The organism is Cohaesibacter intestini (assembly GCF_003324485.1).
GTDB classification, from domain to species: domain Bacteria; phylum Pseudomonadota; class Alphaproteobacteria; order Rhizobiales; family Cohaesibacteraceae; genus Cohaesibacter; species Cohaesibacter intestini.
Genome location: NZ_QODK01000003.1, coordinates 417,036 through 443,938 on the forward strand (window position 1 = coordinate 417,036; position 26,903 = coordinate 443,938).

A 26,903-nucleotide genomic window follows, 5' to 3' on the forward strand; every position below is an offset into this window, starting at 1 on the left:
AAATAAATTGCCGCCTGTCGCACGCGGCCAAGCCCCCCCTTGGCCGCAAGACATGCAGCAGCCCTGCTTGAGTCTCGACAGGATCACGGCCGCCAAGTCTGCCAATGTCCTACCCCGTCCGTGGCTCAAGATCAAAAACTGACAGGTGAGGAAAATCGATGCTTTGGGATCTGGTGGCCGATGTCGGCGGAACGAACATGCGACTTGCAGCAGCCAGCGATGGGCAGATTGTTCGTCAGGCGACCTATGAGACCACCGGAGCAATGCACTTGACCGACGCGATCCGCAGCTTTGTTGGGGAGATCGGATCCGCACCGCGCTATGTCGAAGTAGCCGCTGCTGGTGTCATCGTCGATGGCTATGTCACACTAACCAACGCCAAACAGGGCTTTTCCACCGCCGATCTGATCGGCGCAGCTGGCGCTCAGAAGGCACGAATCCTCAACGATTTTGAAGCCGCTGCCTGGTCGCTTGTCACCGCCGATCCCAACGATCTGAGCCTGGTGCAGGGCGCACTGCCAGCCCCCTTGGAAACGCCGCCGGCCCCGACCCCGCCCCGTCTGATTATCGGTCCGGGCACCGGGCTGGGTGTCGGCACGCTGGCTTGGGCGGGTAACCAGCCAGAAGTGTTGCAGGGTGAAGGCGGTCACGTCCGTATCGCACCACGCAATCTCAGCGAGGTCGCCATTTTCGCCAAGCTAGCCGAGCTGTGGCCAGCCACCCGCATGGGAGATGCGGACAGTCTGGCTCTTGAAGCCGAGGCGATCATTTCCGGCACCGGTATTCCCTATTTGATGCGAGCACTCGAAGCGCTGGATGGCCGCGATCCAAGCAATATGTCAGCTCGCGACGTTTTTCAGGCAGCTGAACAACATGTGGACACCTTGGCAGAGCGTGCGGTTGATATGTTCTGCCATCATCTGGGGGCCGTGGCTGGCGACCTAGCGCTCTATATTTCCGCCTATGGCGGGGTCTTTTTGACCGGTGGAGTGTTGCTCAAAAATGCTTGGCTGTTTGGGCGCCCCGCCTTTATCGAGGGATTCAATCAGGGCGGACGTCACACGCGTTTCCGGGTCAATATCCCGATCTATCTGTATCGAAACGACAATTTCGGCTTGCAGGGCGCGATCAATGCCATGACCTACGACCCGGAACTGCAGTGATTGTTTGCAACAAAAGGTCCACTCGCTTCTTCGGGCTGGGTGCTTCAATCTAACACCAAAGTTCAATCATAAAACTGCAACATCCACTCCGTATCTCTCCGAATGGCCGCCTCAAGCACGATTCGGATCGATGCCGGGCGCGGTGGGCGCGTGGCAAAGCACTGTGATCATCCACTGTGCCCATCCACTGTGCCCATCCACTGTCAAAGCTCAATGCTGGAGACCAATGTGACTGAAACCAGAGTATATCCGGATCGCGGCAGCATGGCCGCAGGTCTTGCCGAGCAGGTCGCTTCAGAGCTGACCAACGCCATCAAGAAACGCGGTCGTGCAACGCTGGCAGTGCCCGGTGGCGAAACACCGCGCGCCTTCTATCAGCAGCTCAGCGAAATGGATATTGAATGGGCTTGCGTCACCGTGATCCTGACCGACGAGCATTATGCGCTCAAGGTTCCCGACAAAAGCAATGCCGCGATGATCCGGGAGCTGCTGGTCAAGGGGGCTGCGGCCGAAGCGCGCTTTCTGTCCTATCTCGATATCGAGGTTGCGGATGAAAGCGAGCGATTGACTGCCATTCTTGCCGAACTGGAAGAGGTGTTGCCGATTGACGTCTGCATTCTGGGCGTTGGCGTCGACAGTCACATAGCCTCGCTCTACGCGACTGCTGATAAAATCGAAGAGGCACTCGGGCTCTGGGCGCCAAACATCATGTTGATGGATGTACCGCAATTGCCCGAACAACGGCTGACCCTCACCGCCCCGGTTCTGGAACGGGCCCGCAAGGCCCACATTCTGCTTTATGGCGATGCCAAGAAACAGGTTCTGCGTGAAGCACAAAAACTTGGTCCGGTCGAGGAGGCTCCCGTGCGCGTAATTCTCAATCGGGCACGGGCCACAACAGTCCATTATGCGGATTGATGGAGCGGCTCTGCGACCGCGCTCTGTTTTTTGAATTCAACTGTCCAATTGATTCGAACGCAGCCGATCTGGGGTCGGATTCTTTGATTTATCAAGGTTGTTTCTTGAATCTGGCCAGATCAGAACAGGGGTTGATCATGAAAACCGGAATATTGTTCAATCCGCTTCTTAATGAGAGCAAATGAATGCTCTTTGTCGATGCGGTGAAATCAGAAAACACCTGCCCATGCGTCACCGATAGATATTTTCCACCGGTCACGTAAAAGCCCTGATGCATTTTGCCGCTGGCGGCGGAACTTTTCACAAATAACGGAAAGTTGCGCACTTTCTTGTGCCCGAAAGTGCCTTTGATCCACAGTCAAGGCTTGGCAATCACCCGTTTGTTTGCACTATAGTGGCCATCCTAGATACTCGCCGAAAGTAGGGGGAGTGTTAAATCGTGATAATGAAGGGAGTCTGTCGTGAAGATAGGTACACCTAGAGAGCTGTTTGAGGGAGAGGCGCGTGTCGCAATGACACCATCCTCGGCCAAGCTGCTCCAGAAGTTGGGATATGACTGCGTCCTGGAAGCCGGAGCGGGGGCATTGGCCGGTTTTTCAGATCAGGCTTACGTAGAAGCCGGCGTAGAGATCGTGGCCGATGCTCAGGCACTTTGGCAGACTGCCGACATTGTCGCTAAGGTTCGTCAGCCCGAACCCGCGGAACTGAAATATCTCCTCAAGGGCAAAACCCTGATTTCCTTCTTCAACCCGGCGGGCAATGAAGAAGGCATGGAAGCTGCCAAGACTGCAGAAGCCAACGTGATCGCCATGGAAATGGTGCCGCGCATTTCGCGCGCCCAGAAAATGGACGCTCTCTCATCGATGGCGAACATTGCCGGTTATCGCGCCGTGATCGAGGCTGGCAACAACTTTGGCCGCTTCTTCACCGGTCAGATCACCGCCGCTGGCAAGGTTCCGCCTGCCAAGGTGCTGATCGTTGGCGCTGGTGTGGCCGGTCTGGCCGCGATTGGTACGTCTGTCGCGCTTGGCGCTGTGACCTACGCATTCGACGTGCGTCCGGAAGTGGCCGAGCAGGTTGAATCCATGGGCGCAGAGTTCGTCTATCTCGATTTCGAGGAAGAACAGCAGGATGGCTCTTCGACCGGCGGTTACGCATCCGTTCAGTCCGAAGAATTCCGCAATGCGCAGCTCGCGAAATTCCGCGAGATTGCTTCGGACATGGACATTGTCATCACCACGGCGTTGATCCCGAACCGTCCGGCACCAAAGCTTTGGCTCGAAGACATGGTTGCGGCCATGAAGCCCGGCTCGGTGATCATCGATTTGGCTGCGGAACGCGGTGGTAACGTCGAAGGCACCGTCAAGGACGAGAAAATCGTCACCGACAATGGCGTAACCATTGTTGGCTATACTGACTTCCCATCCCGCATGGCTGCTCAGTCTTCCGAGCTTTACGCTTCCAACATCCGCCATATGATGACCGATCTGACCCCGGAAAAAGACGGTCAGGTGGTTCACAATATGGAAGATGACGTCATCCGTGGCGCGACCGTCACCTTTGAAGGCGACATCACCTTCCCACCTCCACCGCCGAAAATCGCGGCGATTGCGGCTCAGCCGAAAAAAGAGGTCAAGGAACTGACGCCGGAAGAAAAACGCGCAGCTGAAATCGAAGCCTTCAAGCAGCAGACCAAGAGCCAGATCAAGCTTCTGGCCGGTGGTGGACTGTTGATGCTGTTCATCGGTGCCTTTGCGCCAGCCAGCTTCATGCAGCACTTCATCGTCTTTGTGTTGGCCTGCTTCGTTGGCTTCCAGGTGATCTGGAATGTCTCGCACTCGCTGCATACCCCGCTGATGGCCATCACCAACGCCATTTCATCGATCATCATCCTCGGTGCTCTGATGCAGATCGGGTCTGGTTCGTCGCTGGTGATTGTGTTGGCCGCCCTGTCGATCTTCATGGCAGGCATCAACATCTTCGGCGGCTTCCTCGTCACCCGGCGTATGCTCGCCATGTTCCAGAAATCATAAGGAGGCCGGGACTATGGAAATCGGATTCACGACAGCGGCCTATGTGGTTGCGGCTGTTCTCTTCATCCTGTCTCTGGGCGGCCTGTCCAATCAGGAAAACGCAAAACGCGCCGTTTATTACGGCATGGTCGGCATGGGACTGGCCGTGCTGGCTACCATCATCGGACCGGGCTCGGGCCTGTGGCCACTCTCCATCCTGCTCATTCTGGGCGGCGGTGTGATCGGCTACTTCATCGCCCAGCGCGTCCAGATGACCGAAATGCCGCAGCTGGTTGCAGCCATGCATTCGCTGGTTGGTCTTGCTGCTGTCTTTATTGGCCTCAACGCAGATCTGGAACTGAACCATGTGCTCAGCCTTGATGGCGAAGCCCGCAAGGCGCTCGAAGGTTTTGCCGCCGTTCTGGCCCACAAGACCGTTGCAGAACAGTCCGTTCTAAAGGTTGAGGTCTTCCTCGGTATCTTCATCGGTGCGGTCACCTTCACCGGGTCTGTTGTTGCCTTTGGCAAACTGGCTGGCAGAATTGACGGCAAGCCAAAACAATGGCCGGGTGGTCATGCGCTCAATGCTGTCATGGCGATTGCGTCGCTGGTCATCGGCATCATGTATGTCTCTGGCGCTGGCATCTGGACCATGATCGCGGTTGCGATCCTTGCCGGTCTCATTGGTTGGCACCTGATCATGGGCATCGGCGGCGCCGATATGCCCGTCGTGGTCTCCATGCTCAACTCCTATTCCGGTTGGGCGGCAGCAGCCATCGGCTTTACGCTGGGCAACGATCTGCTGATCGTCGTTGGTGCTCTGGTGGGCTCCTCGGGTGCGATCCTGTCCTACATCATGTGTAAAGCGATGAACCGTCAATTTGTGTCGGTGATCCTGGGCGGCTTTGGCGGCTCCGGTGGTCCGGTTCAGGAAGTGTCTGGTGAAATGATCGCCATCGATGCCGATGGTGTGGTCTCTGCACTGGATGAAGCTGACAGCGTCATCATCGTACCGGGCTATGGTCTGGCTGTGGCACAGGCTCAGCAGAGCGTGGCAGAATTGACCCGTCGCCTGCGGGCCAAGGGCAAGGAAGTCCGCTTCGCCATCCATCCGGTTGCAGGTCGTCTGCCGGGCCACATGAACGTGTTGTTGGCCGAAGCCAAAGTGCCATATGACATCGTGCTCGAAATGGACGAGATCAACGAAGACTTCCCGGAAACGGATGTTGTCATCGTGATTGGCTCCAACGACATCGTCAACCCGGCCGCTCAGGATGATCCAAACTCTCCGATCGCTGGCATGCCGGTTCTCGAGGTATGGAAAGCCAAGCAGGTCTTTGTTTCCAAGCGTGGTCAGGGTACCGGCTATTCCGGCATCGAAAACCCACTCTTCTACAAAGAGAATACCCGCATGTTCTATGGCGATGCCAAGGCGTCTTTGAACACCTTGCTCCAGTCCATCGACTGAGCCATCAAAGCAAGCTGACAAAAAATGCCGGGCCCTTCGCCCGGCATTTTTCGTTTGGTCTTGTCTGTCGAGGATTTCGGAGACCTCTAGCGGTCAAACAGACGAAAACCAAGCAGATGATCAATCAGGGCACGGATGCGCAGCGGCAGCTGTTTGCGCGAGGGATAAACCAGCGAGAACAGCATCTGCGGTCCGGTCAGATCCGGCATCAGACGCACCAGCCTGCCGCTGGCGATTTCGCTGCGCACTGTCGAGGGAAACAGTTGGGCAATCCCCATCCCGGCCTCGCACATCTTGATCATCATCAGGGGCGAGTTGCAGGATTCATAATGCTGTGCCTCGATGGTCACCAGATTGTCACCGCGATAGAGGCGAAAGATCCCACCCGGAGTGATCTTGGCAAGCGAGATCCAGTGATGTTCGGCCAATGAGGCAAAATCCGTGGGGGTGCCATGCTCGGCAACATAGTCAGCACTGGCGAACAAGGCAAACCGGTCCTCATACAGAACGCGCCCAATCAGGCTGTCGTCGCGCGGCAGTCCAACCCGCAAGCCCACATCAATGCCTTCGGCTATAAGATCCAGCCGTTCGTCGCTGAGGATCACATCCAGTTCCACTTCAGGGTAGGAACGGCGAAAGGCTGTCAGGGCAGGCAGCAATTGCGACACACCCACATCATGGGTGGTGGTGATTGAAACCCGCCCCTTTGGGCTTTCCTGTGTCGCGATCTCTCGGGTCTCTTCCAGCACCCGCGACAGGGCTCTCGCCTTATCATGGATCTGCCGCCCTTCCTCTGTCAGAGACAGTTTTCGGGTGGAGCGCTGCAACAGCCGCACGCCGAGATCCTCCTCCAACTGGCTGATCTGTTCTGACACTCGGGATCGGCTGGATGCCAGTTGCCGCGCCGCAGCGGCAAAGCTGCCCGCATCCACCACCGTCGAAAAGACCGCCAGCGCCTTCAAATGCTGAATTCCGATTGTACTCATTTTCCGAACTTCAAATTCTAAATATAACCACTAGTGATAACAAAGCACAGAGATCATATTACAGTCAACGCAAACAGAAGATGCTGGCCAGAATGCGTCAGGACGACGATCGCCCCGCACTGAGCCAGCCCGAAAAGGAGAAAGTCATGATTGCTGTAACCGGTGTCACTGGCCATTTGGGCCGCCTTGTTGTCGAAGCCCTGCTTGCGAAAACCAAAGCTGCCAACATCACCGCCTTGGTGCGGAACCCGGACTCTGTGGCCGATTTGGCAGCGCGTGGCGTTACCGTTCGCAAGGCTGACTATGACGACCCGCAAAGCTATATCAATGCGCTCGATGGGGTCGACAAACTGCTTTTGGTTTCCTCCAGCGCTGTTGGCCAACGGGCTGCCCAGCACAAGAATGTGATTGATGCTGCCAAGACCAATGGGGTGAAGCTCGTTGCCTATACCTCGATCCTGCGGGCCGACACATCACCGATTATGCTCGCCGCCGAGCATAAGGAAACCGAGGCCATGCTCGCCGCATCCGGTCTGCATCATGTCATCCTGCGCAACGGCTGGTACAACGAAAATTACACCGAAAATCTCGCCCCGGTTCTGGAGCATAAAGCGGTCATTGGCCATGCCGGTGAGGGGCGTGTTGCTGCTGCCTCCCGCGCTGATTATGCCGCTGCTGCGGCAGCGGTTCTTCTGAGTGATGACGACCAGTCCGGCAAGATCTATGAACTGGCGGGCGACACCGATTTCTCCTTGGCAGACTATGCCGCAAAAGTGGCCAAGGCCGCGGGCAAAGAGATCACCTATGTCGACATGCCTCAGCAAGCCTATGCCGAAGCGTTGACTGGCGCAGGGGTCCCTGAAGGCTTTGCCAATGTGCTGGCCGATGCCGATGCGGCCTTGCGGGCCGGTTGGTTGAGCGATGACAGCAAAACCCTGTCCACTCTCATCCAGCGGCCCACCACGCCCATTGACGATAGCATCAAGGTTGCCTTGGCCTAAGCCTCATCTCAAACAAGAACACCTGCATCCATTGCGGCCCGAGGAAACCATCTCTTCGGGCCGTTGGCTTTTGAATCTGAATCAGAGCATGAATTTTGCCAATTGAATCAATGTCTCAGGGCCTTCAAGTGGCCCGAATCTATCTCTCAGGGATCCATTCCAAGAGTCTGAAATGACTCAGCAATCTGCCCGTTGTTAAAGTGCTTCAACAAAGCGAATTGCGTGCTTCCAGTCGTTCAACTTGAATCAAATCCTCAAGGCGCAGTGACGCAAAATGCTCCGTTGCTCGAAGGTGTTGAATCAAAGTCTGAGCGCAATGAAAAGGGGACGCAACAGGACCGAGCGGCTCTAGTGCGCCCGGTGATAGCCATTGATCCAGCTGTGTTTGACCACCCAGTTTTCAGGGTCGAAGGCGACAAGATCCGCCGCAAAGCCGGGGGCAATGATGCCATGAGTCATGTCCATGCGGATGAACTGGGCCGGATAGAGCGACGCCATTCTGAGGGCTTCCGAAAGGGGCTGGTCGAGCAGCTCCACTGCATTGCGGACAGCACCGATCATCGTCAGATGCGCGCCTGCCATCGTTCCATCGGCAAAGATGCAAACCCCGTTCCGCACCCGAATTCCTCGCCCCTGAAAGTCGAACTTTTCGCCATCCCAGCCGACGCTCGCCATGGCGCCACTGGTTAGAAAAACCTTTCCCTTGGCTTTCGCTTTGATGGCCATTCGCATGGCTGCGGGATGGACATGGAAGCCATCGGCCAACAGGCCACACCATAGCTCCTGATCATCCAGAGCGGCTCCTACCAAGCCGGGTGCCGTGGCTCCGATGGGAGGCATATGGGCAAACAGTTTGGTGACACCACGCAGGCCCGCGCGAATGGCTTGCAAGGCCTCCTGATGCGTGGCCGCACTGGATCCTGCACAAACCAGTACTCCGGCTTCGGTCAATGCCTTCAGGCTGTCGAGCCCGGCACGTTCCGGCGCCAGGGTCACCAACCGAATGCCGAGATCAGGATGGGACATTAGATCGATCAGCGCTGCATCCAGTCGTCTCAGGTGGGTGGTGTGATGAGGCGCTCCAATGGAAGGAGACAGGCAGGGGCCATCAAAATGGATTCCCTTGATCGCGGCAAGCGCACTATTCTCACCCCAATATTTGTGTGCCCTTCGAATGCAGGATGAGACATGGGCCATCACTTCCCATTCGTCGCTCAAAAGAGTGGGTAGCAAACTGGTTGTGCCAAACTGTCGATGGGTCTCGGCAATCGCCTCAAGCTCGGCCAGACCCATATCCGCTCCAACCATATGGCCACCACCGCCAAAGACATGAACATCGATGAAGCCCGGTGCCAGCACCAGCCCGGTCAGGTCATGCACCTCATAGCCGCCGGGGGAAACGCTGCGTTCCATGATATCGCCAATCAGACCGCCATCCAGTGTCACCGCCTTGCCAGCATGAAATTGAGTGCCGTCAAACAGGCGGGCATGCTGGAGGAGCTGTTTCATCGGATCGGGTCCATCTTGGCAGCGCGCAGATTGGTGCAGCGAGTCACTGGGTGGTGCCAACAATAGCCCTTTTGGTGGAAGGGGCCAATAGGGCCGCTCCCGCTCTCAGCTTTTGAGCTCAGTCACATGCTCGAACTGGTCTGCGCGATAATAGGTGCGGACAAATTCGATCGGCCGTTCACAAGACTTGCCATCAGTGCCCTGCGGGAGCGTTTCTGACTGATTTGACCCTCCACCCAATCGCTCGGAGGGCAGGAAGGACCGCTTCTCCATGTAGAGACAGGGAGAGCCTGTCGCCACCTCCAGTAAATGGGCATGGGAAACATCGAGCATCCGGGCTGACAGCCGCTGAATGGCCCGCGTTGGCCGCCGGTTACAGGCTTCAAGCCAGGCATACAGCGATAGGGTCACAAGCGATGGATCTGGCAGAATGCTGGCAGGCAGCACTGCATGTTCAAGGCACATCGGCACACCGTCAGCCTTGCGCAGACGATAGATGCGTGCAACTGGCGTTTCAGGCATCAACTCAAGAGCTTCGCATTCAGTCGGTGTTGGCAAGCCAACAGAACGGTCGAGCCACTTTGTTTCGGTCTCCACGCCGCGACTAAGCATGTCCTCCGTGAAGCTGGTCAACCGATTGAGCGGTGCATCAATGCGAGAGGCGACAAAGGTGCCTGCGCCATGGCGTTGCACCAACACACCTTTTTCCACCAGTGCGCGAACCGCATTGCGCACGGTCGCGCGCGACACTCCAAGAGAATTGGCGAATTCACGTTCTGCAGGCAGGGCGTCATTGACGTCGACAAGACCGGTTTGAATGGAATCCTCAATGCCTTTCTGAACCCGCAGATAAAGCGGCGTCGCACTATAGCCGTGAAGGTCTGATCGGGTGCGCACATGGTCGATCAGGCGTGCTAGATCACCCATGACTCAATGCTCCATTGTTGGGGGCGGTAGGCGACCACCTGCAAGCAGGATCGCCCCATCTTGCGCGTCATGCTTGCCATCCACCAGCAGGGCATTGACATCGGCTTCAAGCCACGGTTCGATTTTCTCGGCAAAGCTGCCCATGAGTGTGATGTCATTGATACCACGCCACGCTAACGCGCGCATAATTGCACTCGCTTCCGAACCGCACTGGCTCATAAGCTTGACAGCGACCGGATCATCCCGGTCGGCATATTCGACCACCAGCTTGGCGAATTCGCCATAATGAGCAGGTGTCGCTGAGGCGGTCCAAAGCACCATTTCTTCCTGACTGTCGCTGAATCGAAACATGATCTGATCGGTCATCGGACTCACTTCGTAAATGCCGTCGAGTGCCGCGATCGCATAGCGCAGAGCGCTGAGCCCCACCTGCGCTGCGCTCGCCAGATCCGACAAGGTAAAACCCCAGCCTCCGACATTGACCGAATGGCCAGAGACCAGCCCGTAGCCGCAGCTGCCCGTGCCAATGATCATGATGCCCCCGTCGCGTGCACCCTGATGGGCACCAAGACAGGCTACATGGGCATCACTTGAGATCTGGATGGCTCCAAAAGGATGCTCCCATTCCAGAAAGGCTTCCTTGTCTGCCAGAATGTGTAACCCGGCCAATCCGATCCCGGCGCTGGTTTTTCTCAAGGCTGCTTCCGGCAAGCCGGCCGCTTTGATCGCTTCACGCGCAATCCGGTCTACCTGCATTTGTGACTGCACGACGCCGAGCCGGGTATTGGCGGGACCGCCGGCCGCCTCACCAAGCAAAGTGCCATCCTTGGACCGTAGGCGTCCCCGGCTGCCGGTGCCTCCACCATCGATCCCCAAATAATAGTCGAATGCATCTGTCATCGCCGGATCTCTCTCAAGGTTCTGGCCGTGACCATATCAAGGCCAACAACAGGAAAGAGCCTGCACCGCAGCAGACTCAACTTGCCCTTAGTAGAAAACCAATCGAAACCAATTTCAATGCATCTTCTGGATATAGTGGGAATTACGGACAATTATTGCGCAAATATTTTGATTTATATCAAATTTGGTATGTAAGTGGTCCGTAATTTTGTGAATGCTAATGTATGAAGCTTCCCCTTATGCAAAAACAAGGGCAGACCATGTCTGCCCTTGTTCTTCATGGCGCGTGTGCATCAGTTCTTCTCAATCTTGACCCAATCCACTTCAACAAGGCCTTCGCCGTTTTTGGGAACATAGCCACTCGTCCCATGGCCGAACAGGAAGGAGAAAGCGTCGCCGGGCAGTTTCAGGCTGGTCAGTTTTTGCAACTCAACCCAGTTGGTGTTCGGTGCCTTGTCGCCAGCGCCTTCGGCCTCTTCCAGTTTAACTGCCGAAATATAATTGCGGCCCTGTTTGGTCAGGCGGAGCAGCGCAGAACCGGTCGACGCGGCCATCTTATCGGTGCGGGCGGTGACGTTGTTGTCGTCAAATTGCGCGATCTTGCTCACAAAGTGCGTGTTGGCGCCTTTGGCCAGTTTGTCCGCGCGTGCATTGAGCAGGGTCAAGGCATAATTGTAAGGATGCATTTGCAGGCTGGTCAGCATGGAATTGTCCTGATCCTTGGTCAGGCCCATCCGCAGCCACTCCTTGTGGGTCTGGGCGGTGAACAAGACGCGCATCGTCATCGTCCAATCACCCTTGGGGATTTTCTTATCCAGCCGGAAGATATTTTGCGTTGTCTTGTAGCTGCTGGTGTCATTGCCGGTATCGCCAAACAGGACAGTCAGTTTGCCATCTTCGACGATGTAGCTTTCAGCATTTTCCTTGTCTATGGTCCAATGAGTACCGAGCGCATCACCATCGAAATTGTCTTCAAAATAGACACCATCACTGGCCATCATGGGTTCGACCTTGGCTTGTGCCACCTTGATCGGTTTGGTCTCGACCACTTCGCGGACCTTCTCGAATGCCTTGACCAGACCGTCATTGTCCTTGGCATCGAAATATTGGCCATTGCCGTTGTCGGCAATGCATTGAATGCCGGAGCGCTGGTCATTGTTGAGATCAAAACCGACCACATGAATGCTGGTGGCAATGCCTGCCTTGTTGAGCGACGCTGCAGCGGCACATGGGTCGCCATCACAGCTTTCCAGACCATCGGAAACCAGAACAACCGTGTTGTCCTCCTCCAGATTGGGTTGCAGCCAGTTTCCGATTTCCATCAGCGTATTGGCGATGGGGGTTTGACCGTTCGGTTTGATGACAGCAAGGGAATCCTGGATCGTTTCATTGTTGACCGAGCCAACGCTGGAAACCAGTTCCATATCATCACAATCATTGAGCTTGTGATTGAAGCGATGGCCATAGGCAACAAGGCCCATCTTGGTTTCCTGCGGCATTTTCTTGACCAGATCAACCAACGCCTGTTTGGCAATGTCGATCTTCGGTGTGCCGTCAACCTGACCCCACATGGAGTTGGAGCTATCGATGACAAACAGGACATTTTTCTGCAGTGCCTGCGCCGCACCGGCCTGCAACGACAGGGCGGTGATGGCGGTGGCGGCAAGAAGGGTGAGACGAGAGATGGTCTGAGATTGGATGGTCATTGTGAGCCTCTTTGTTTTGACTGGGTGGGTGCGAGCATGGCGTTATGCTTGTTGGTCGCAGCCCACCGAAAAAGGTTCAAAATAAAATCATGTTTATTCTGTCTTCATGGTCGAGCGGCTAAAAATGAGGCTTGGCCGCTGGCTCGCGGTGAACCCCTCTACCGCAAGGTCTCAAGTGTAGCACGAGAAGTGCGTCAGAATGTCGCAGGCAAGGCGTGACAAAGAATTTGGTCTTCACAATTTTGTGAGGGCCTGATCGCACTGCTTGATTGTTCGGCTCTGGTTGAAGCAGCTTAGCCTGAAAAAACGCAATCGCCCCTTTCCCTGCTCCGGTCCTTTCGGCATACTGCGCGACGGTCTGCCTCAAGCCTTCGCATCGAACCCCATGCGGCAGGCCCGGGTGAAGCAATCGCCAATCGGGCAGAAATCTGACCATAAGCAAGCTAGCCGACGACTCACATCAACGACGGGACACACCATGTCGCAAAAAATCCTGCGCGGAAGGATCCTGACTTTCCATGCCGAACCGCAAACGCCTCACGATGAGAGCGCCCATCTTTATATCGAAGATGGTGCCTTGCTGATCGAGGCAGGCAGGATTGTTGCTTGTGACAGCTATGCTGCGGTGCGCCCGTTGGCCCGCGCGGAGGCAGAGGTGATCGATCACCGGCCTCATCTCCTGATGCCCGGCTTCATCGACACGCATCTGCATTTCCCGCAGGTGCAGGTGATTGCCAGTTGGGGCGCGCAGTTGCTTGACTGGCTGGAAAACTACACCTTCCCGGCGGAAGCGCGCTATGCCGACCCCGACCATGCCGCACTGATGGCTGGCCACTTTTTCGATCAGATGATTGCCAACGGAACCACTACCAGCGTTGCCTATTGCACCTCGCACAAAAGCTCGGCCGAGGCCTATTTCACTGAGGCCGCCCGGCGCAACATGCGGGTGATTGGCGGCAAGGTGCTGATGGATCGCAACGCGCCCGACGCCGTCTGCGACACACCGCAAAGCGGCTATGATGACACCAAGGCACTGATCGCCGATTGGCACGGCAAGGGCAGGGCGCTTTATGCCATCACCCCGCGTTTTGCCATCACCTCAACGCCGGAGCAACTCGAAGCCACGTCAGCTCTGGTGAAGGAGTATCCCGATTGCTACATCCAGACCCATCTCGATGAAAACCACGCTGAAATCGAGTTGACAACCCAGCTCTATCCCGACGCACCGGACTATCTAGGTATTTATGAGCATTATGGTCTGCTCGGCCCCAAAATGCTGCTCGGCCATTGCATTCACATGCAGCCGCGTGAGATCGACGTGATGATCGAAACCAAGTCGCGGCCTGTATTCTGCCCGACGTCCAACCTGTTTCTAGGCTCCGGTCTGTTCGATTATGAGGGTCTGAGGGCACGGGGCGCGACTTGCGCCGTGGCAACTGACATTGGAGGGGGGACATCCTATTCGATGCTGCAAACCCTAAATGAAGGCTACAAGGTGCTGGCGCTAAGGGGCCAGAAGCTCCACCCCTACCGCGCCTTTTACTGGATGACCCTGGGCAATGCGGTGGCCTTGGGGCTTGAAGACAGGATCGGCACGTTAGTGGCAGGATCAGAAGCCGATATTACGGTCCTTGATGCCCGTTCCACCCCGGCCATGGCCCTGCGCATGGAGACCTGCCAAAGCCTCGCCGAAGAGCTCTTCATCCTGCAAATCATGGCCGACGACCGTGCTATCGCCCAGACCTATATTGCGGGCGAGGCACAGAAAAAGCAGAGCGCCGTCTAGCGCTTCATCAGTTGTTTGAGGTCTGCGGTCGGGTCGGCGACAATGGCCGGGTCCGCGCTTTTGCCTGCATCGATCAGTCGTTTGCCGACCATATAGGCGCGCGGATCATTCATCGCATCAAGGGCAATCAACTGGTCGCCGCGATAGTACCAGAAGGATTTCACCGCTCCCCCGTCGCGGGTGACGATCTTGTCATAGCCCGCATTCAGCCCGGCAATCTGCAACTTGACATCATATTGGTCGGACCAGAACCATGGCTTCGCAACATAGTCTTTGAGGGGGGTGCCTTTAAGGCTCTGAAGCATGTTTTCCGCAACAGTCTTTGCCTGGTCGATGGCATTGCCGACACTTTCCAGCCGAATGCGATTGCCTTGATAAGGGAAAGACGCACAGTCGCCAGCAGCCCAGATATGAGGGTCGGAGGTCTGGGCGTGAACATCCACTGCGATTCCATTGTCCAGCGTCAGTCCGGCCATGTCAGCCAATACCGTGTTGGGCCGTATGCCGATGCCGCAAATGACGAAGTCTGCTTCCAGCATCGTGCCATCATCGAGCAACGCGCCCGTGACACGTTCATTGCCGACAAAATGCGCCAGCTTACTGCCTTCGAGCAATTTGACCCCATGGCGCTCATGCAAACTGCGGAAATAGTCCGAGGTTTCCTTTGCAGCGACCCGTTGCAGAATACGGTCTGCCGCTTCCACCAGCGTCACGTCGAGACCACGCTTGGCGCATACCGCTGCCGCCTCAAGGCCGATATAGCCTCCGCCGACAATCAGAACCCGTCGCCCGGCGACAATCTCCGGCTCGAGCCCATCAATATCGGCAAGACCACGCACCACATGCACCCCGGGCAATTGGCCGCCAAGTGCTTCGGGCATGCGGATAGGGTCGGACCCGGTGGTCAGTGCCAGATGATCATAGGCAAGCTGGTCGTCCCCGACCGTGATGATGCGGGACTGGGCGTCGATTCCGGATACCGGCACCCCACAGCGCACCGCGATATTGAAATCATCATAGAAATTCTGTGGTCGCAGGGTCAGGCCCTCAAGGCTCATGTCGCCCAACAGATAGGCCTTGGACAGAGGAGGGCGTTGATAAGGCAGGTAAGGCTCTGCCCCGATCAGGGTCACCCGCCCGGCAAAACCCAGCTCACGCAGGCGCTGCACCAGAGTGGCCCCAGCCTGTCCCGCACCGACAACGATGACGGTTTTTTCTTCAAACATGCCCATTCCTTTCAACGTCCTTGGCCGTCCTGCATCCTGTCGAATGGACGGGGATCAGACCCTGTTGCCAAGGTGGCGATCCGCAAAGGAAAGTCAAGTCAACAATCCCTCAACAGAACGGCAAGACGCTGAAGGATCAAATCTTCTTCGGCAACACTCAGCATGACGCTTTCGAGCAGGATCTCACCTTGGCTGGCCCGATCTTCCATCACCCAGATTGCAGGATTGGAGGCTTTCAAGGCAGCAATAATTGGAGCCGCCTCGCACGGCAAGCGCAGGCAAGCGCGCTCAAAGGGCAAATTGGTCGGATCGGCAACCGCATAGGCTGTCACGCCGGGCAGCAGATTGGCGCGCTCAAGAAAGGCCGCAAGCTTGGCTGCCTTGTCCTGTGCCCAATTGGCGAGATCCAGAGCCTGCCGTTCCTCAATCGCTGCCAGTACCCCCGTGATTGCCTCCTTCGAGGCTTTCATCCCGCGTCCGATTCCGGATTCTTGTGCGGCCACTGCCGCCACCATTTCCGCTTTGCCGACGACGATCCCAGCCGTAGGAGAAGCGAGATATTTCTGTCCACTGAGCAGCAACAGATCAGGATCAAGCGCCACCAGCTCGGCAACTTTGAAATCCTGCGCCGCCCCATCAAGGATCACCGGTACATTTTGGTCCTTTGCGAGCGAGATCATCGCAGCAAGGGAGGGGGTTACCCCCCGCACCAACCGGGAATGGACCAGCAGCAGCGCGCAGATGTCCGGCGCTTTGAGAGCCGATGCCAGATCCCCTTCGCTGCACGCATCTGCCTCTCCCACCATGAGCGGGGTTGCCCCTGAAAGGCGGATCGCCTGACGGACCGGATGGCCGTAATTGACATTGTGCCCTGCGGGCAAAACGACTTTGCTCGGCCCACCGGTGGGCAGTGGCAGACAGCGCACCAATGCCTTGTCCGTTCCCGTCATGCAGGCCGCAACCGACAAGGTGATGGCCGCCGCCGTACAATGAACCAGTGTCCCAGCCTCTGCACCCGACCAGGCTTTGAGTGCCAGATCAGCCTGGTGTTTGAGGTCCTCCATCACGGCATAGTGCCGCAGGCTTTCGCCAACTGCCCGGCTCACGCGCTCAGACGAACGTGAAACCCCAAGGGGAGTAAAGGTGCCTCTGGCATTGATTGGCTTTTTGGTCATCAACAATCTCTCCGGTATGGAACAGGGGGACAAGACCCGGGACTTTCATCGATAAAGAGGGGATTGTATTGGAGCAAGTGCTAATGACCACTTGTGGCTCAGCCCACCCCGAACCGAACCGCGCAAAGGCTAGCCCAGAGGCCCAAATGACAAACTTTTAACGCAAATTCGGTGTTTCCCGGTGCACCACTCCCTCTCCAAGGCTTTTCAGCGGCGTGTCACTTGGCTAAGGTCCGACCCGTTCCGGGACCGCCGCCTGACCGCGACCTGCCTCCCGGCCCTGTTATTTGTGACCGTATGAAAAGAAGCACTTCCCATGAGCATGATCCTGAAAATGACCTGCCCGGACCAACCCGGTGTCGTCGCTGACCTCAGCGCCCGACTGCTGGAGTTTGGCTGCAACATTCTGGAGAGCAATCAGTTCTTCCAGCCCGCCCCGAAATCGACACGGGATGATGGTCTGGGTACATTCTTCATGCGTGTGGTCCTGTCCAAGCCCGAAAGCACCGATCTGGCCGCCCTTTGTAAGAGCGTTGATGCTTTTGCCGACAAATTCAGCGCCACCTATTCACTCAATCGCAGTGATGCGGTGGTCAAAACCGTCCTGATGGTCTCCCGTTTCGATCACTGCCTGCTCGACATCCTTTATCGTGTGCAGAAAGGCGCGTTGCCGCTCGATATCGTTGCTGTGGTCTCCAACCATGCCGATAGCCGCAACAATGTGGAACGCCTTGGCATTCCTTTCTATCTCTGGCCAGTGACCAAAGAAAACAAGGAAGAGCAGGAAGCCAAGATCGACGAGCTGATCGAGCGCACCGGTGCCGAGCTTGTCGTGCTGGCCCGCTACATGCAGATCCTGTCCGACACCCTGTCGAGCCGCCATTTCGGCAAAATCATCAACATCCATCATTCCTTCCTGCCGGCCTTCAAGGGCGCCAAGCCCTATCATCGGGCATGGGAACGGGGGGTGAAGCTGATTGGTGCGACCGCCCACTATGTGACGCCGGATCTGGATGAAGGTCCGATCATCGAGCAGGATACCGAGCGGGTGACCCATACCGATGATCCAGATGAACTGGTCCGGCGTGGGCGCGATATCGAAGCGCGGGTCCTTTCGCGCGCTCTGCGCCTGCATGCGGAAGGACGTGTGTTCATTGATGGAAATCGGACTGTCGTCTTCCATCGCTGACATCAGGCGACTGCTTGCGGCCGCTCCTGCCCTTCAAGAAACAGGCCCGTGCAACACAGCGCGGGCCTTTCTTTTTGCCGCCTTTGTCTGCGTGATTGAAGTCTGGAACAGGCAACCATACCGCGCCAAATTGGGGGTATGGCGCGGTATGGTCTATGGCTTGCGTCAGCCTTGTGGGGACAGGGGTCCACAAGCCAATCTCGAAAACATGATCAATAAGCGACCATGGATGGTCTGATTGAATGGATTGAGCTGATTCTCTTGCCAGATTTCCGGCAGCAAACAGACACAAAAAGGAGAGGTGGAGAACAATATGCCGATGCAATTTGAGCGTTTTTGACTAAAAGCGCTTCCCCAAGACCGAAACTTGTACATTTATCCTTGCAAAACATCAGAATTAACCACTCCTCTTAGTTGTGAGGCCAATTTTGGTGTATCAAGGAGCTGTTGCATGTCTCTGGAGATGGATTGCATGGAGTTGGCGATGATTCATTGTGATCGATGGGACAGCGGCGTACAAATCATTACTAGACCGTTCGGTCAAGGGTTGTAAAGAGTGTGTCATGCCTCGTTCCACATATGAAAATCTGGTGATGGTGGCCGCTACGCTCTTCAGGCAACAGGGCTATTCCGCTTCCAGTATCTCAGACATCCTCACCGCAGCCGATACTGCCAAGGGGTCGCTCTATCACCATTTTCCCGGCGGTAAGCAGGATCTGGCGATTGCCGCCGCCCGCCATTCGTCTCAATGTGTTCTGGAGTTGATGACGGGATGCTTCGAAAGGGCACGCATTGGCAATGGTTGCTTTTACGACGGCGTACAATATCTGATCGAAGAGATTGCGCTTCTGTTTGACGCGATGGAAAGCCATGAATTGAGCCCGGTTTCTGCCACCCTGCTTAACGGGGCCTCAAACGAGGCTTTCCGTAAGGAGGCTGAGTCTCTGTTTGTCGAGTGGAAGGAAGCCTTCATCACCGAGGGAAAGCGGTTTGGCATGGCAGTGGACATCGTCCGCTATCTGGGTAACAAGCTGCTCTTGCTGATGGAGGGAGCATGGGTGATTGCGCGCGCTGTAGGCCATGCTGGCCCAATCCGTGATGTCGGCATCATCATGCGCGAAGACCAATGGTCAAACCCGAACATGTCCAGCCTGACTCTCATGGCAAGCGCAGAAACAGACTGACACTGTCCGCACGCCCCGCAGCATCGATCACCGTCAGCGTCGATTGACCCGCACCGTCCGGTGTCCAGTGGATCTGCCGCCGGTTGCCATTGGCGTCGAACACCTGTCCGTTGGCGAGCCAGCGGAAGGGCGGCCGACCATCCTGCAACTTGATCACCACCGGGAAGGGAGACATGTCGCTGGTTTGGGCCAGTTCGATCTGTGCTCCGCTGGGCGGATAGCTGATCCGTGGCGGAGGCTCTGGCAAGGCAGCGTCCTGATCCCACCGGCTCTCGATGTGAAATCGCTTCATGGTGGGGGGCAAGTCTGCTCGCGCTTGGTCAAGCGCCCCGAGGGGAGCTGAAGGCAATGGCTCCAAGGCAAGGCCGGATTTCGCAAAGGCTTCAAACAGGATCGGGGCAGCAGCGGACCAACCCGTAATTCCCGGCACGGCACCATTGTCTGCCTTGCCCACCCAGACCCCAATCACATGGCGGCCATCAAACCCCACGGACCAGGCATCCCGATAGCTGTAAGACGTGCCGGTCTTGTAGGCGATGGCCAGCTTGGCACTGCCCCTTGGCGGGCTGGCATCCTTGAGAATGTTGGCAATGTGCCACGTGGCGATTGGATCAAGGACCGAAGCACCGGATGCCTCTGGTGACGCCTCTGTCAGCTCGGATGGGACGGTGTCTTTGGCCTGAAGCCGCAGGGGACGCACCCGGCCATCATTGGCAAACAGGGTATAGAGCTGGGTCAGATCCTTGAGGCTGAGGCCCATGCCGCCCAGACCGACCGCCAACCCGATCGTCTCACCTTCGGGCAGTTCCGCTTTAACACCGCCCTGCCGGATTCTGCCCATCAGGCGCTGTGGACCGATGGCATCAAGCAGGGCAACCACTGGCACATTCAGCGACTGCAGCAAGGCCTCGCGGATGGTCACTTCCCCCTGATAGTCCATATTGAAGTTTTTGGGGCGATAGCCGCCAAAATTCACCGGTCGATCGTCAATCAAGGTTTGATCCCGCACAAGGCCTTCTTCAAAGGCCAACCCATAGATGAAGGGTTTGAGCGCCGAACCTGGCGAGCGCAAGGCACGGCTCATATCGATCCAACCGGCCCGCGCCGCACTGACATAGTCCGGCGATCCAATCTCCACCAGAATGTCGCCCGTCTTCGCATCTGCCATCACCAGAGCAACGGACAGGGTCGGCCCGAGACGACCCGCGGCGCGTTTGACCACAGTTTCCAGTTGCTGCTGGCTGTCCTTGCGCAACAAAGTGTGATGAATGGCTTTCTCTGGCGCCGCACGGATCAAGCGATCCGCCGCGTGCGCTGCCAGTTGCGGCAAATCCTGACGAGTGCCCCTGAGCGGTTGGGCGGTTGCTCGCGCCACTTCACCGATATCGATCACCGCCGCCTTGGCCATCCGTTCCAGAACGGTATTACGGGCTTTCAAGGCGCGCTCTGGGTGGATATCCGGTCGGCGGGCAACCGGCGACTGGGGCAGGGCAACCAGTAAGGCGGCTTCAGACAGGCTCAAGGCTCCCGGCTCCTTGCCGAAATAGGCGAGGGTCGCCGCCCTGACACCTTCGATATTGCCACCATAGGGCGCAAGCGTGAGATAGGCTGCCAGAATTTCCGGTTTGCTCATGCGGCGTTCCAACTGGATCGCACGCAGCATCTGCCACAATTTGGCACCGATGGTGCGATTTTCTCGGGGTTCCAACAACCGCGCCAATTGCATGGTGATGGTGGAGGCACCCGAAATGATCCGCCCATTGGTCAGCAATTGCCAACTGGCCCGCAGCATCGCCTCCGGGTCAATGCCATGATGGGCAAAGAAGCGTTTGTCCTCATAGGCCAGAAGGATCTTGATGAATTCCGGGTCAATCTGACCGAGATCTGCCTTCAGGCGCCAGTGTCCGGTTGGTGTGACATAGGCCCTGAGCAACGTCCCCTCCCGATCCACCACTTCAACCGACAATTTGGTCAGCGGTGACAGTGGTGGTGGGTTGGTCTTGTCGAATTGGACAAATCCAATCCAGCCACCAACAAAGAGCATCAAAAAAAAGCCAATGCCCAGCCCCATGCCGATAAAAAGCTTCGGCATGGGAATCTTGGTCAGGATGGATCGCAGCGGGGCCATAATGAGGGTGCCCCCTAACGGACGACCCGCATGAAGCCGCTGGCCGTCCGGGCTGAACGGTCCGGACGATACATGTCTTCAACAACCGCAGCCGGGTGCATATAGCTGCCCGGTGTTACCGCTCGCACCTGATAGGCCAGTGTGTAGGTGCGTGTCGCCCCACGATCATGGTTGATTGCCGCCAGCAATCGATCATCGCGGAACTCCAAATGAGCCACGTTGGTCTTTGGCAGCCAGCTGAAATCCTTGAGGTCGCTGTTTTTCAGCAAATGCGGATTCTCGATCTCGAGACCTGCTGGCAGCAGGTCACTGATCATGATCCGCGACGGCAGATCATCCAGTTGGTTGACGCTCAGAACGACGACAAAGCGCTCATTCTGACGGATTTCGGCCATCGAGGTCGGGCTGCCATCCAGCTTGTGATAGGAGCGGGCAATCACCAAACCATTCTCGCTTGCGGGCAAAGGCTCGGTTGGCGTGCCGATGGTCGTCACATTAACCTGCAGGGCCTTTGTCCCATCATTGTCGATGACAAGGGGTGCGTTGGCCAAAGACGATCCAGCCAAAGTCTGGCTGAGAGACCCCTTGAGGGGAGCCCCATTCACAGCGATGCCAAGATCCTGCGGATTGGCAAGGCTTGAGCGCGCTGCCATAACCATCCATGCCTGCTCCTGAGTGCTGAGGCGACGGCTGGGATCATACAGCTCGGCGGCCAGCGCCTTGATGCCTGACAGAGCGTCCGGTGCGGGTGACAGCTCACCTGCAAGGGCCTGCATTGCCGCCACATCCCTCTGCAGCGAAGCGAAGGCATAGACTTGCTCTTCCGGCATCGTTTGTTTGGCAGCCAGAGTGTTTGCCAGACTGAGCGCTGAGTTAAACGCCCGATCCGCGCGGTTGCGATCCCCATAGAGCGCCAGAGCGGCCCCCAATTGTGCCCGTGCCAGCGGCGTTTTGAACTCCGTCAGCTTGGTCTCGACATAATAGCGCAAGTCCCCGGCAGACACCGCCCGATTGCGGGCAAGCGCATAGAGCCCGTAGGCGAGCGAAGCGGAATCGCGGCCAAGATCGCTTTGATAGGCAAGACGGTTCTGCAGGCTGGTCAGCGCCCGCTTCATTGGTTCGGCGGCCACATCAAGCCCCCGTTCCTTGGCCCGGGTCAGGAAGTCGACCACATAGGCCGACAGCCATGCATCGTCCGGAGCATTGCCGCCCCAGAGGCTAAAGCCGCCGACATTGCTCTGATAGGACAGAAGTTTGTCGACCGCCTGTTGCAGACGCTTGTCCATTTCCTTGCCCGACAGACCCGCCAGATGCTCAGGCAAGGTCAGCGCAATATCGCGGGCATAAAGCAGAGGCAAAGCGCGACTGGTGATCTGCTCTGCACAGCCATAGGGATAGCGGTCCAGTTGCAACAAAAGGGATGCAATGTCATAGCCGCCCGGTTCATTGACGGCGACAGTCAACTGCGCCCCATCCACCTGAAGGCCTGCAAGCAGGCTTTGATCGACGGTGAAGCTGTCACCCTTGGCAAGCGGCAGGCTCATCACCCGTGTTACCGGCAGAATGCCCGAGCGGATTGGCAAGGACGCTTCGTGAATGATATCCGCCAGTCCATCAGTCTCTTCGGTGACCTGTGACAGGGTTATCGTCACATCGCCACGTCCTTCTGCCATGGCGACAATCGGCAGACTGAGAGACACCCGTTCATCCCGATTGAGTCGCACCACCTGCGGGATCTGGGTCAGATCCGGTTTCAGTGCCTTGTTGGTTTTAACCGAAATGACATAGTCGCCTTCATCCGCTTCCAGATTGGTGAGTTCGATCAGCGCGCGGCTATCATCGCCTGGCGCCAAAACCTTGGGCAGACTTGCATGCACAATGATCGGATCACGGATCAGCGCATCTTTGTCCGAGCCACCAACGGCCTGTTTGGTCCAGGCTGTGGCCATCAGACGGGCCGAGCCGTTGAATTGCGGAATGTCGAAAGCCACCTCAGCCTCGCCCTGATCATCAAGGCGCACAATCCCGGAGACAAAGGCAACCAGTTCCTGCGTCGGCTTGTCTCCCGCCGATTGCATGCGTGGACCAAGACTGTCGCCACCGGTTCTAAGCGCTCCCGTCGCCCCTTGCGAGCCATCGATTAGACGGCCATACAGGTCGCGAATGGCAACACCCAACTGCCGTTGGCCGAAATAGCGTCCTTTCGGGTCAGGGGACGGGTGATTGGTCAGCTTCAGAATGCCTTCATCGACAAGAGCGACCTGAATATAGGCTTCTTCGCCCGCCTTCACCCCCTTGACGGTCACCGGAATGATCATCTGCTCATTGGGACGCAGCCCCTCATCAAGTTTGACCTCCACTTGAAGTGCCCGGTCTTCAGGGTCGATCTTTAGCCATTGTACGCCAATGGCGCGGGCCGGATTGCGGGAGGCTTCCTTGTCAGCCGGCCGATAAAGCGTCGCCAGCAAGTAGGCCCCGGCACCCCAATCCTTGTCGACCGGAATGTCGATGGTTGCCCCTTCCTCAGGGATATCAACCGAGAGCGTGTCACGAATGCTGTCCGTGCCGATGGCAATCAGGAGACGTCCGGCAAAGCGTGGTGAAACCTGCAGCTTGGCGGTTTCGCCTGCCTTGTAGCTGGCTTTGTCGAGTGCCAGCTGTAGCCCGTCCGGAGAATCCAGTGATCCGCCAGAACTCCAGCCAGCGGTGAATTCGATGCTGGTTGTATCTCCGACTGCAAGGCGATAGCGGCCCCATTCCACAGGCAAGGACAAAGCGGCAGGGTCATTATCTGCTGACAAATCAATGCTCCCGTCAGCCACTTTGCGCTCGAGATCAACGCTTTCGAACCGCCAGCGGCCATTGTCGCGATACCATTGATAATGGCGCTCCAACTTGATCAACGCCCAGTCAAGGCCAGTGCGCGCCACCTGTGCGCCGTCTGGATCGATGGCGAGAAGCTGGAACCCAGCCTCGCTGTTTTCCGAGACCCGTTCATCCTCAAATAGCGGCTTGATGCCGACCATCACCGTGTCCGGACGCACCTGATAGCGCACCCGGCGTTCAATGGCGCGGCCCGAACCTTCGCGCATCCGCATCACCAGATCGGCAACTTTCGGTCGGGTGGATGCCTTCAATGTGTCAAGTGCGACCTCGTAGCGTCCATGCCCCTGCGCATCAAGCGGTGGCAATATATCGAGCGGAATCCGTTCGGTGCCTGCCTTGTCCTCTTCGGCCAGGCCGAAGACATAGCCATCAAAGCCCTTGCGTGAGCGGCTTTCGCGCACCAGCACTTCGCCCTCGACATCAAGGCCAGCAGCGGGGGCTCCGTAAAGATAACGCCCTTCGATGCTGCCCGTTGCGACCGAACCGGGGGCGATCACGTCGCTTTCGGGTTTCAACGCCATGTCCGTGCGGTCCGGAATGAAATCTTCAACGAGGAACCGCATTTCTGCCAATGCCGGTTCATCCGGGTCGGCCAAAACCTGCACCTGCCAGGTGCCGCGCGGCGCATTGCTGGTCAATGGCAGGCTGACCGCATAGCCACCCAAGGCGCGGCCATCGCCGACCAGTCGCTGCAATTCAACCCCATCCGGGCGATAGAAGGCAAATGTCAGCGGCAGGTCATCAACGGCGCGGGCACTGGCATCGCGTGCCAAGGCCGACACATGCACCTGTTCGCCGGGACGATAGACGCCGCGTTCGGTCCAGGCATAGACATCGACACCCTGCGGTGACGCACGTCCCGTCACGCCACGGTCGGAGAGATCAAATCCGGCCCGCGTCATATCGAGGAAGACGAAATCAGTATCATCCTTGGCCGCGGTCACCACCGCTGGTGCCAACCCTTCTTTGCCGCGCACCAGACCGGCGTCAAAACTCACCAGCCCCTTCGCGTCACTGGTGCCTCGGCCCAGCACATCATTGTTGCGGGCAATCAGTTCCACTTCGACGCCAGCCAAAGGCTCGGCAGTGGCCAGCGAGCGAACGAAGACCTGTAACCCGCCCATTGTCGTATCCTCGCCAGAGGCGGCTGGATTGCTGCTCATAAAGGTGGTCAACCCGATATCGGAAATCACGAACCATTGGCTCGCCAGCGCCTCATAATCGCGCAAATTCTTGGTCTTGGTTGAGGCGGTCATCAAATAGACCCCGGGCTGGCGCTCAGGTAGCGCTTCATCGATCGGGATCGAGGTCACCACATCCTGATTTTTCTTAGGGCGGATGTCGATGGCGCCCTTCCAGACTGGTGCTCCAAGATTATAGACGAGACTGGACAGCTCCCAGTCCGACAATTGCTTGAGAAAATTCGAGCCACGCATCAACTGCGCAAGGGAACGATCCGAGACACGATAAAGCGCCAGTTTGGCCTCGTCACTATTGACCGAGACCAGCGGAATGCCCCGACGGTTGCTGGCAGGCAGCACATAATTGTTGCCGGTAAAGCGCATGGATGGTGCCCGATCACGAACATAGAGATCAAGCTGGATGTTTGAGAGCAGCCGTTCGCCATTCTCTGCAGGCAATCCTTCGCGCAGATCGATCTGATAGCTCTTGCCATGGGCAAGCCCTTCGACACAGATCTGCCGTGTCGAGACATCAATCGATTGCGGTGGTTGCTGGTCGACCCGCACATAAGAGGCAAAGTCGGAAAAGCCCTTCTTGAGGTCTTCGGAAAATTGCAGACAAATGCGGGGCACTTTCAGGTCCGCATCCAGAGAATGGGTCAACATCCGGAAACCATGGGCCTTCAGAAGGCGCATATAATTATCACGATCCGCAGGATTTTCCTTCAAATCGAGGGCCAGCTTGAAGCTGTTGATGGACTCGCGATACCAGTTGGCAGCCTCGAGACTGTGCGCCAGACGCGACAGGGATGCCGCTCGATCGCTGCGTGTGCGCGAGGTGCCATAGGCATTGACTGCGGCACTCACCGCATCATTCCGCGCCCGGCGGGCCTCCGAGCGGTTCTGAACCGTGAGGGCCAAGCGTGCCGAGGCGTCGGCCAAGGCCAGCCACGCATCAGAGGAGTCCGGTCGAGTGGCAATGGCCGACTGGAACCAGCCGACTGCTCCTGCTGCATTGTCAAAACCCATTTCGTCCCGACCGCGTGCGAGCATTTCCTCAAAACCGGTGTCATTGCCCTGCATCTTGGTGATGGTCTGCTTGAGTTGCTCGGCTGAGCGATACCAGCTGGCCGACAGATAGGACAGGCGAGGGGCTGCCCCCAGATCCGGCTCGGCTGACTGGCTGACGATCCGGCCGGAAATGGCCCCGACGAAAGGTGTTGCGGTCTTGAAGTCGGATTTGAGGAAACAGAAGCGGGCCCGGACATTGTAGGTGAAGGCCCGGCATTCATTGAGGTGAAGACAGGCTTGCTGGCACTGATCGAAGGAAACCCGGCGCTGGGTCTTGATATCAAACCCGTAATAGTCGGTATCCTCCTCGATGATCACGTCGCGCATTTGACTGCCGCCTTGTGCTTGCGCCGTGACCACAGATGGCATGATGGATGGAATGGAGAATGCGAGCAACGCCGCAAGTGCCGTCAGAAACCGGGTCATGACCCCTCCCGAAATATCATCCAATATGGCCCCCAATGCCCGAAGCATGAGCACGCAGAAA

18 protein-coding genes are annotated in these 26,903 nt (G+C 57.2%); 8 read left to right on the top strand and 10 right to left on the bottom strand.

Going from position 1 to position 26,903, the window contains the following annotated elements; translation table 11 throughout:
• Positions 1 to 158 precede the first annotated feature (158 nt).
• Positions 159 to 1,163: a glucokinase gene (locus tag DSD30_RS12670; protein ID WP_114010041.1), complete on the top strand. Its 1,005-nt coding sequence runs from the start codon at positions 159 to 161 to the stop codon at positions 1,161 to 1,163.
• Positions 1,164 to 1,391: 228 nt separating this feature from the next.
• Positions 1,392 to 2,081, top strand: a complete 690-nt coding sequence (pgl, locus tag DSD30_RS12675; protein ID WP_157967693.1) for a 6-phosphogluconolactonase — start codon at positions 1,392 to 1,394, stop codon at positions 2,079 to 2,081.
• Between the two features lie 91 nt (positions 2,082 to 2,172).
• Here pgl and DSD30_RS21550 read toward each other — a convergent pair whose 3' ends face one another.
• Entirely contained in the window at positions 2,173 to 2,406 is a 234-nt protein-coding gene (locus tag DSD30_RS21550; protein ID WP_138149374.1) for a hypothetical protein, read from the bottom strand.
• A 136-nt stretch (positions 2,407 to 2,542) separates the two neighbouring features.
• Between DSD30_RS21550 and DSD30_RS12685 the strand changes: the two genes are divergently transcribed.
• Positions 2,543 to 4,114: a Re/Si-specific NAD(P)(+) transhydrogenase subunit alpha gene (locus DSD30_RS12685; RefSeq protein WP_114010044.1), complete on the top strand. Its 1,572-nt coding sequence runs from the start codon at positions 2,543 to 2,545 to the stop codon at positions 4,112 to 4,114.
• Between the two features lie 13 nt (positions 4,115 to 4,127).
• The gene (locus tag DSD30_RS12690; protein WP_114010045.1) at positions 4,128 to 5,561 is read left to right on the top strand and encodes an NAD(P)(+) transhydrogenase (Re/Si-specific) subunit beta; all 1,434 of its coding nucleotides are present in this window, start codon (positions 4,128 to 4,130) and stop codon (positions 5,559 to 5,561) included.
• A gap of 86 nt (positions 5,562 to 5,647) precedes the next feature.
• Here the strand turns inward: DSD30_RS12690 and DSD30_RS12695 are convergent, their stop codons facing one another.
• Complete coding sequence (locus DSD30_RS12695; protein ID WP_114010046.1) at positions 5,648 to 6,547, bottom strand: LysR family transcriptional regulator; 900 nt, start codon at positions 6,545 to 6,547, stop codon at positions 5,648 to 5,650.
• A 146-nt stretch (positions 6,548 to 6,693) separates the two neighbouring features.
• Here DSD30_RS12695 and DSD30_RS12700 point away from each other — a divergent pair, with 146 nt between their 5' ends.
• The gene (locus DSD30_RS12700) at positions 6,694 to 7,548 is read left to right on the top strand and encodes an NmrA family NAD(P)-binding protein (RefSeq protein ID WP_114010437.1); all 855 of its coding nucleotides are present in this window, start codon (positions 6,694 to 6,696) and stop codon (positions 7,546 to 7,548) included.
• Between the two features lie 348 nt (positions 7,549 to 7,896).
• On the opposite strand, the gene nagA is transcribed toward DSD30_RS12700, so the two are convergent.
• From nagA to DSD30_RS12720, 4 genes are all read right to left on the bottom strand, one after another.
• Positions 7,897 to 9,057 carry an N-acetylglucosamine-6-phosphate deacetylase gene (gene nagA / locus DSD30_RS12705; protein WP_114010047.1) on the bottom strand — a complete coding sequence of 387 codons (1,161 nt, stop codon included), beginning with the start codon at positions 9,055 to 9,057 and terminating at the stop codon, positions 7,897 to 7,899.
• Positions 9,058 to 9,162: 105 nt separating this feature from the next.
• Entirely contained in the window at positions 9,163 to 9,984 is an 822-nt protein-coding gene (locus tag DSD30_RS12710) for a GntR family transcriptional regulator (protein ID WP_114010048.1), read from the bottom strand.
• Positions 9,985 to 9,987: 3 nt separating this feature from the next.
• Positions 9,988 to 10,884, bottom strand: coding sequence for a glucosamine kinase nucleotide-binding domain-containing protein (locus DSD30_RS12715; RefSeq protein ID WP_114010049.1), 897 nt, complete (start codon positions 10,882 to 10,884; stop codon positions 9,988 to 9,990).
• 293 nt (positions 10,885 to 11,177) lie between these two features.
• Positions 11,178 to 12,590 (bottom strand): vWA domain-containing protein, encoded by a 1,413-nt coding sequence (locus tag DSD30_RS12720; RefSeq protein ID WP_114010050.1) that lies wholly within the window; start codon positions 12,588 to 12,590, stop codon positions 11,178 to 11,180.
• 478 nt (positions 12,591 to 13,068) lie between these two features.
• Here DSD30_RS12720 and guaD point away from each other — a divergent pair, with 478 nt between their 5' ends.
• The gene (gene guaD / locus DSD30_RS12725) at positions 13,069 to 14,376 is read left to right on the top strand and encodes a guanine deaminase (RefSeq protein WP_114010051.1); all 1,308 of its coding nucleotides are present in this window, start codon (positions 13,069 to 13,071) and stop codon (positions 14,374 to 14,376) included.
• Here guaD and DSD30_RS12730 read toward each other — a convergent pair.
• Positions 14,373 to 15,602: an NAD(P)/FAD-dependent oxidoreductase gene (locus tag DSD30_RS12730; protein ID WP_114010438.1), complete on the bottom strand. Its 1,230-nt coding sequence runs from the start codon at positions 15,600 to 15,602 to the stop codon at positions 14,373 to 14,375. The two genes, guaD and DSD30_RS12730, sit on opposite strands and share 4 nt — an antisense overlap.
• Before the next feature lie 98 nt (positions 15,603 to 15,700).
• A complete protein-coding gene (locus DSD30_RS12735; protein ID WP_114010052.1) occupies positions 15,701 to 16,777 on the bottom strand; it encodes an aminotransferase class V-fold PLP-dependent enzyme in 1,077 nt (358 codons plus the stop codon).
• Positions 16,778 to 17,093: 316 nt separating this feature from the next.
• On the opposite strand from DSD30_RS12735, the gene purU reads away from it, so the two are divergent.
• Together purU and DSD30_RS12750 are read left to right on the top strand one after the other, a co-directional pair.
• A complete protein-coding gene (gene purU, locus DSD30_RS12740) occupies positions 17,094 to 17,966 on the top strand; it encodes a formyltetrahydrofolate deformylase (RefSeq protein ID WP_114010053.1) in 873 nt (290 codons plus the stop codon).
• A gap of 563 nt (positions 17,967 to 18,529) precedes the next feature.
• Positions 18,530 to 19,150: a TetR/AcrR family transcriptional regulator gene (locus DSD30_RS12750; protein ID WP_114010055.1), complete on the top strand. Its 621-nt coding sequence runs from the start codon at positions 18,530 to 18,532 to the stop codon at positions 19,148 to 19,150.
• On the opposite strand, the gene pbpC is transcribed toward DSD30_RS12750, so the two are convergent.
• Positions 19,125 to 21,278, bottom strand: coding sequence for a penicillin-binding protein 1C (gene pbpC, locus DSD30_RS12755; RefSeq protein WP_245418462.1), 2,154 nt, complete (start codon positions 21,276 to 21,278; stop codon positions 19,125 to 19,127). The two genes, DSD30_RS12750 and pbpC, sit on opposite strands and share 26 nt — an antisense overlap.
• A gap of 14 nt (positions 21,279 to 21,292) precedes the next feature.
• The gene (locus DSD30_RS12760; protein WP_198662942.1) at positions 21,293 to 26,842 is read right to left on the bottom strand and encodes an alpha-2-macroglobulin family protein; all 5,550 of its coding nucleotides are present in this window, start codon (positions 26,840 to 26,842) and stop codon (positions 21,293 to 21,295) included.
• Positions 26,843 to 26,903: the final 61 nt, after the last annotated feature.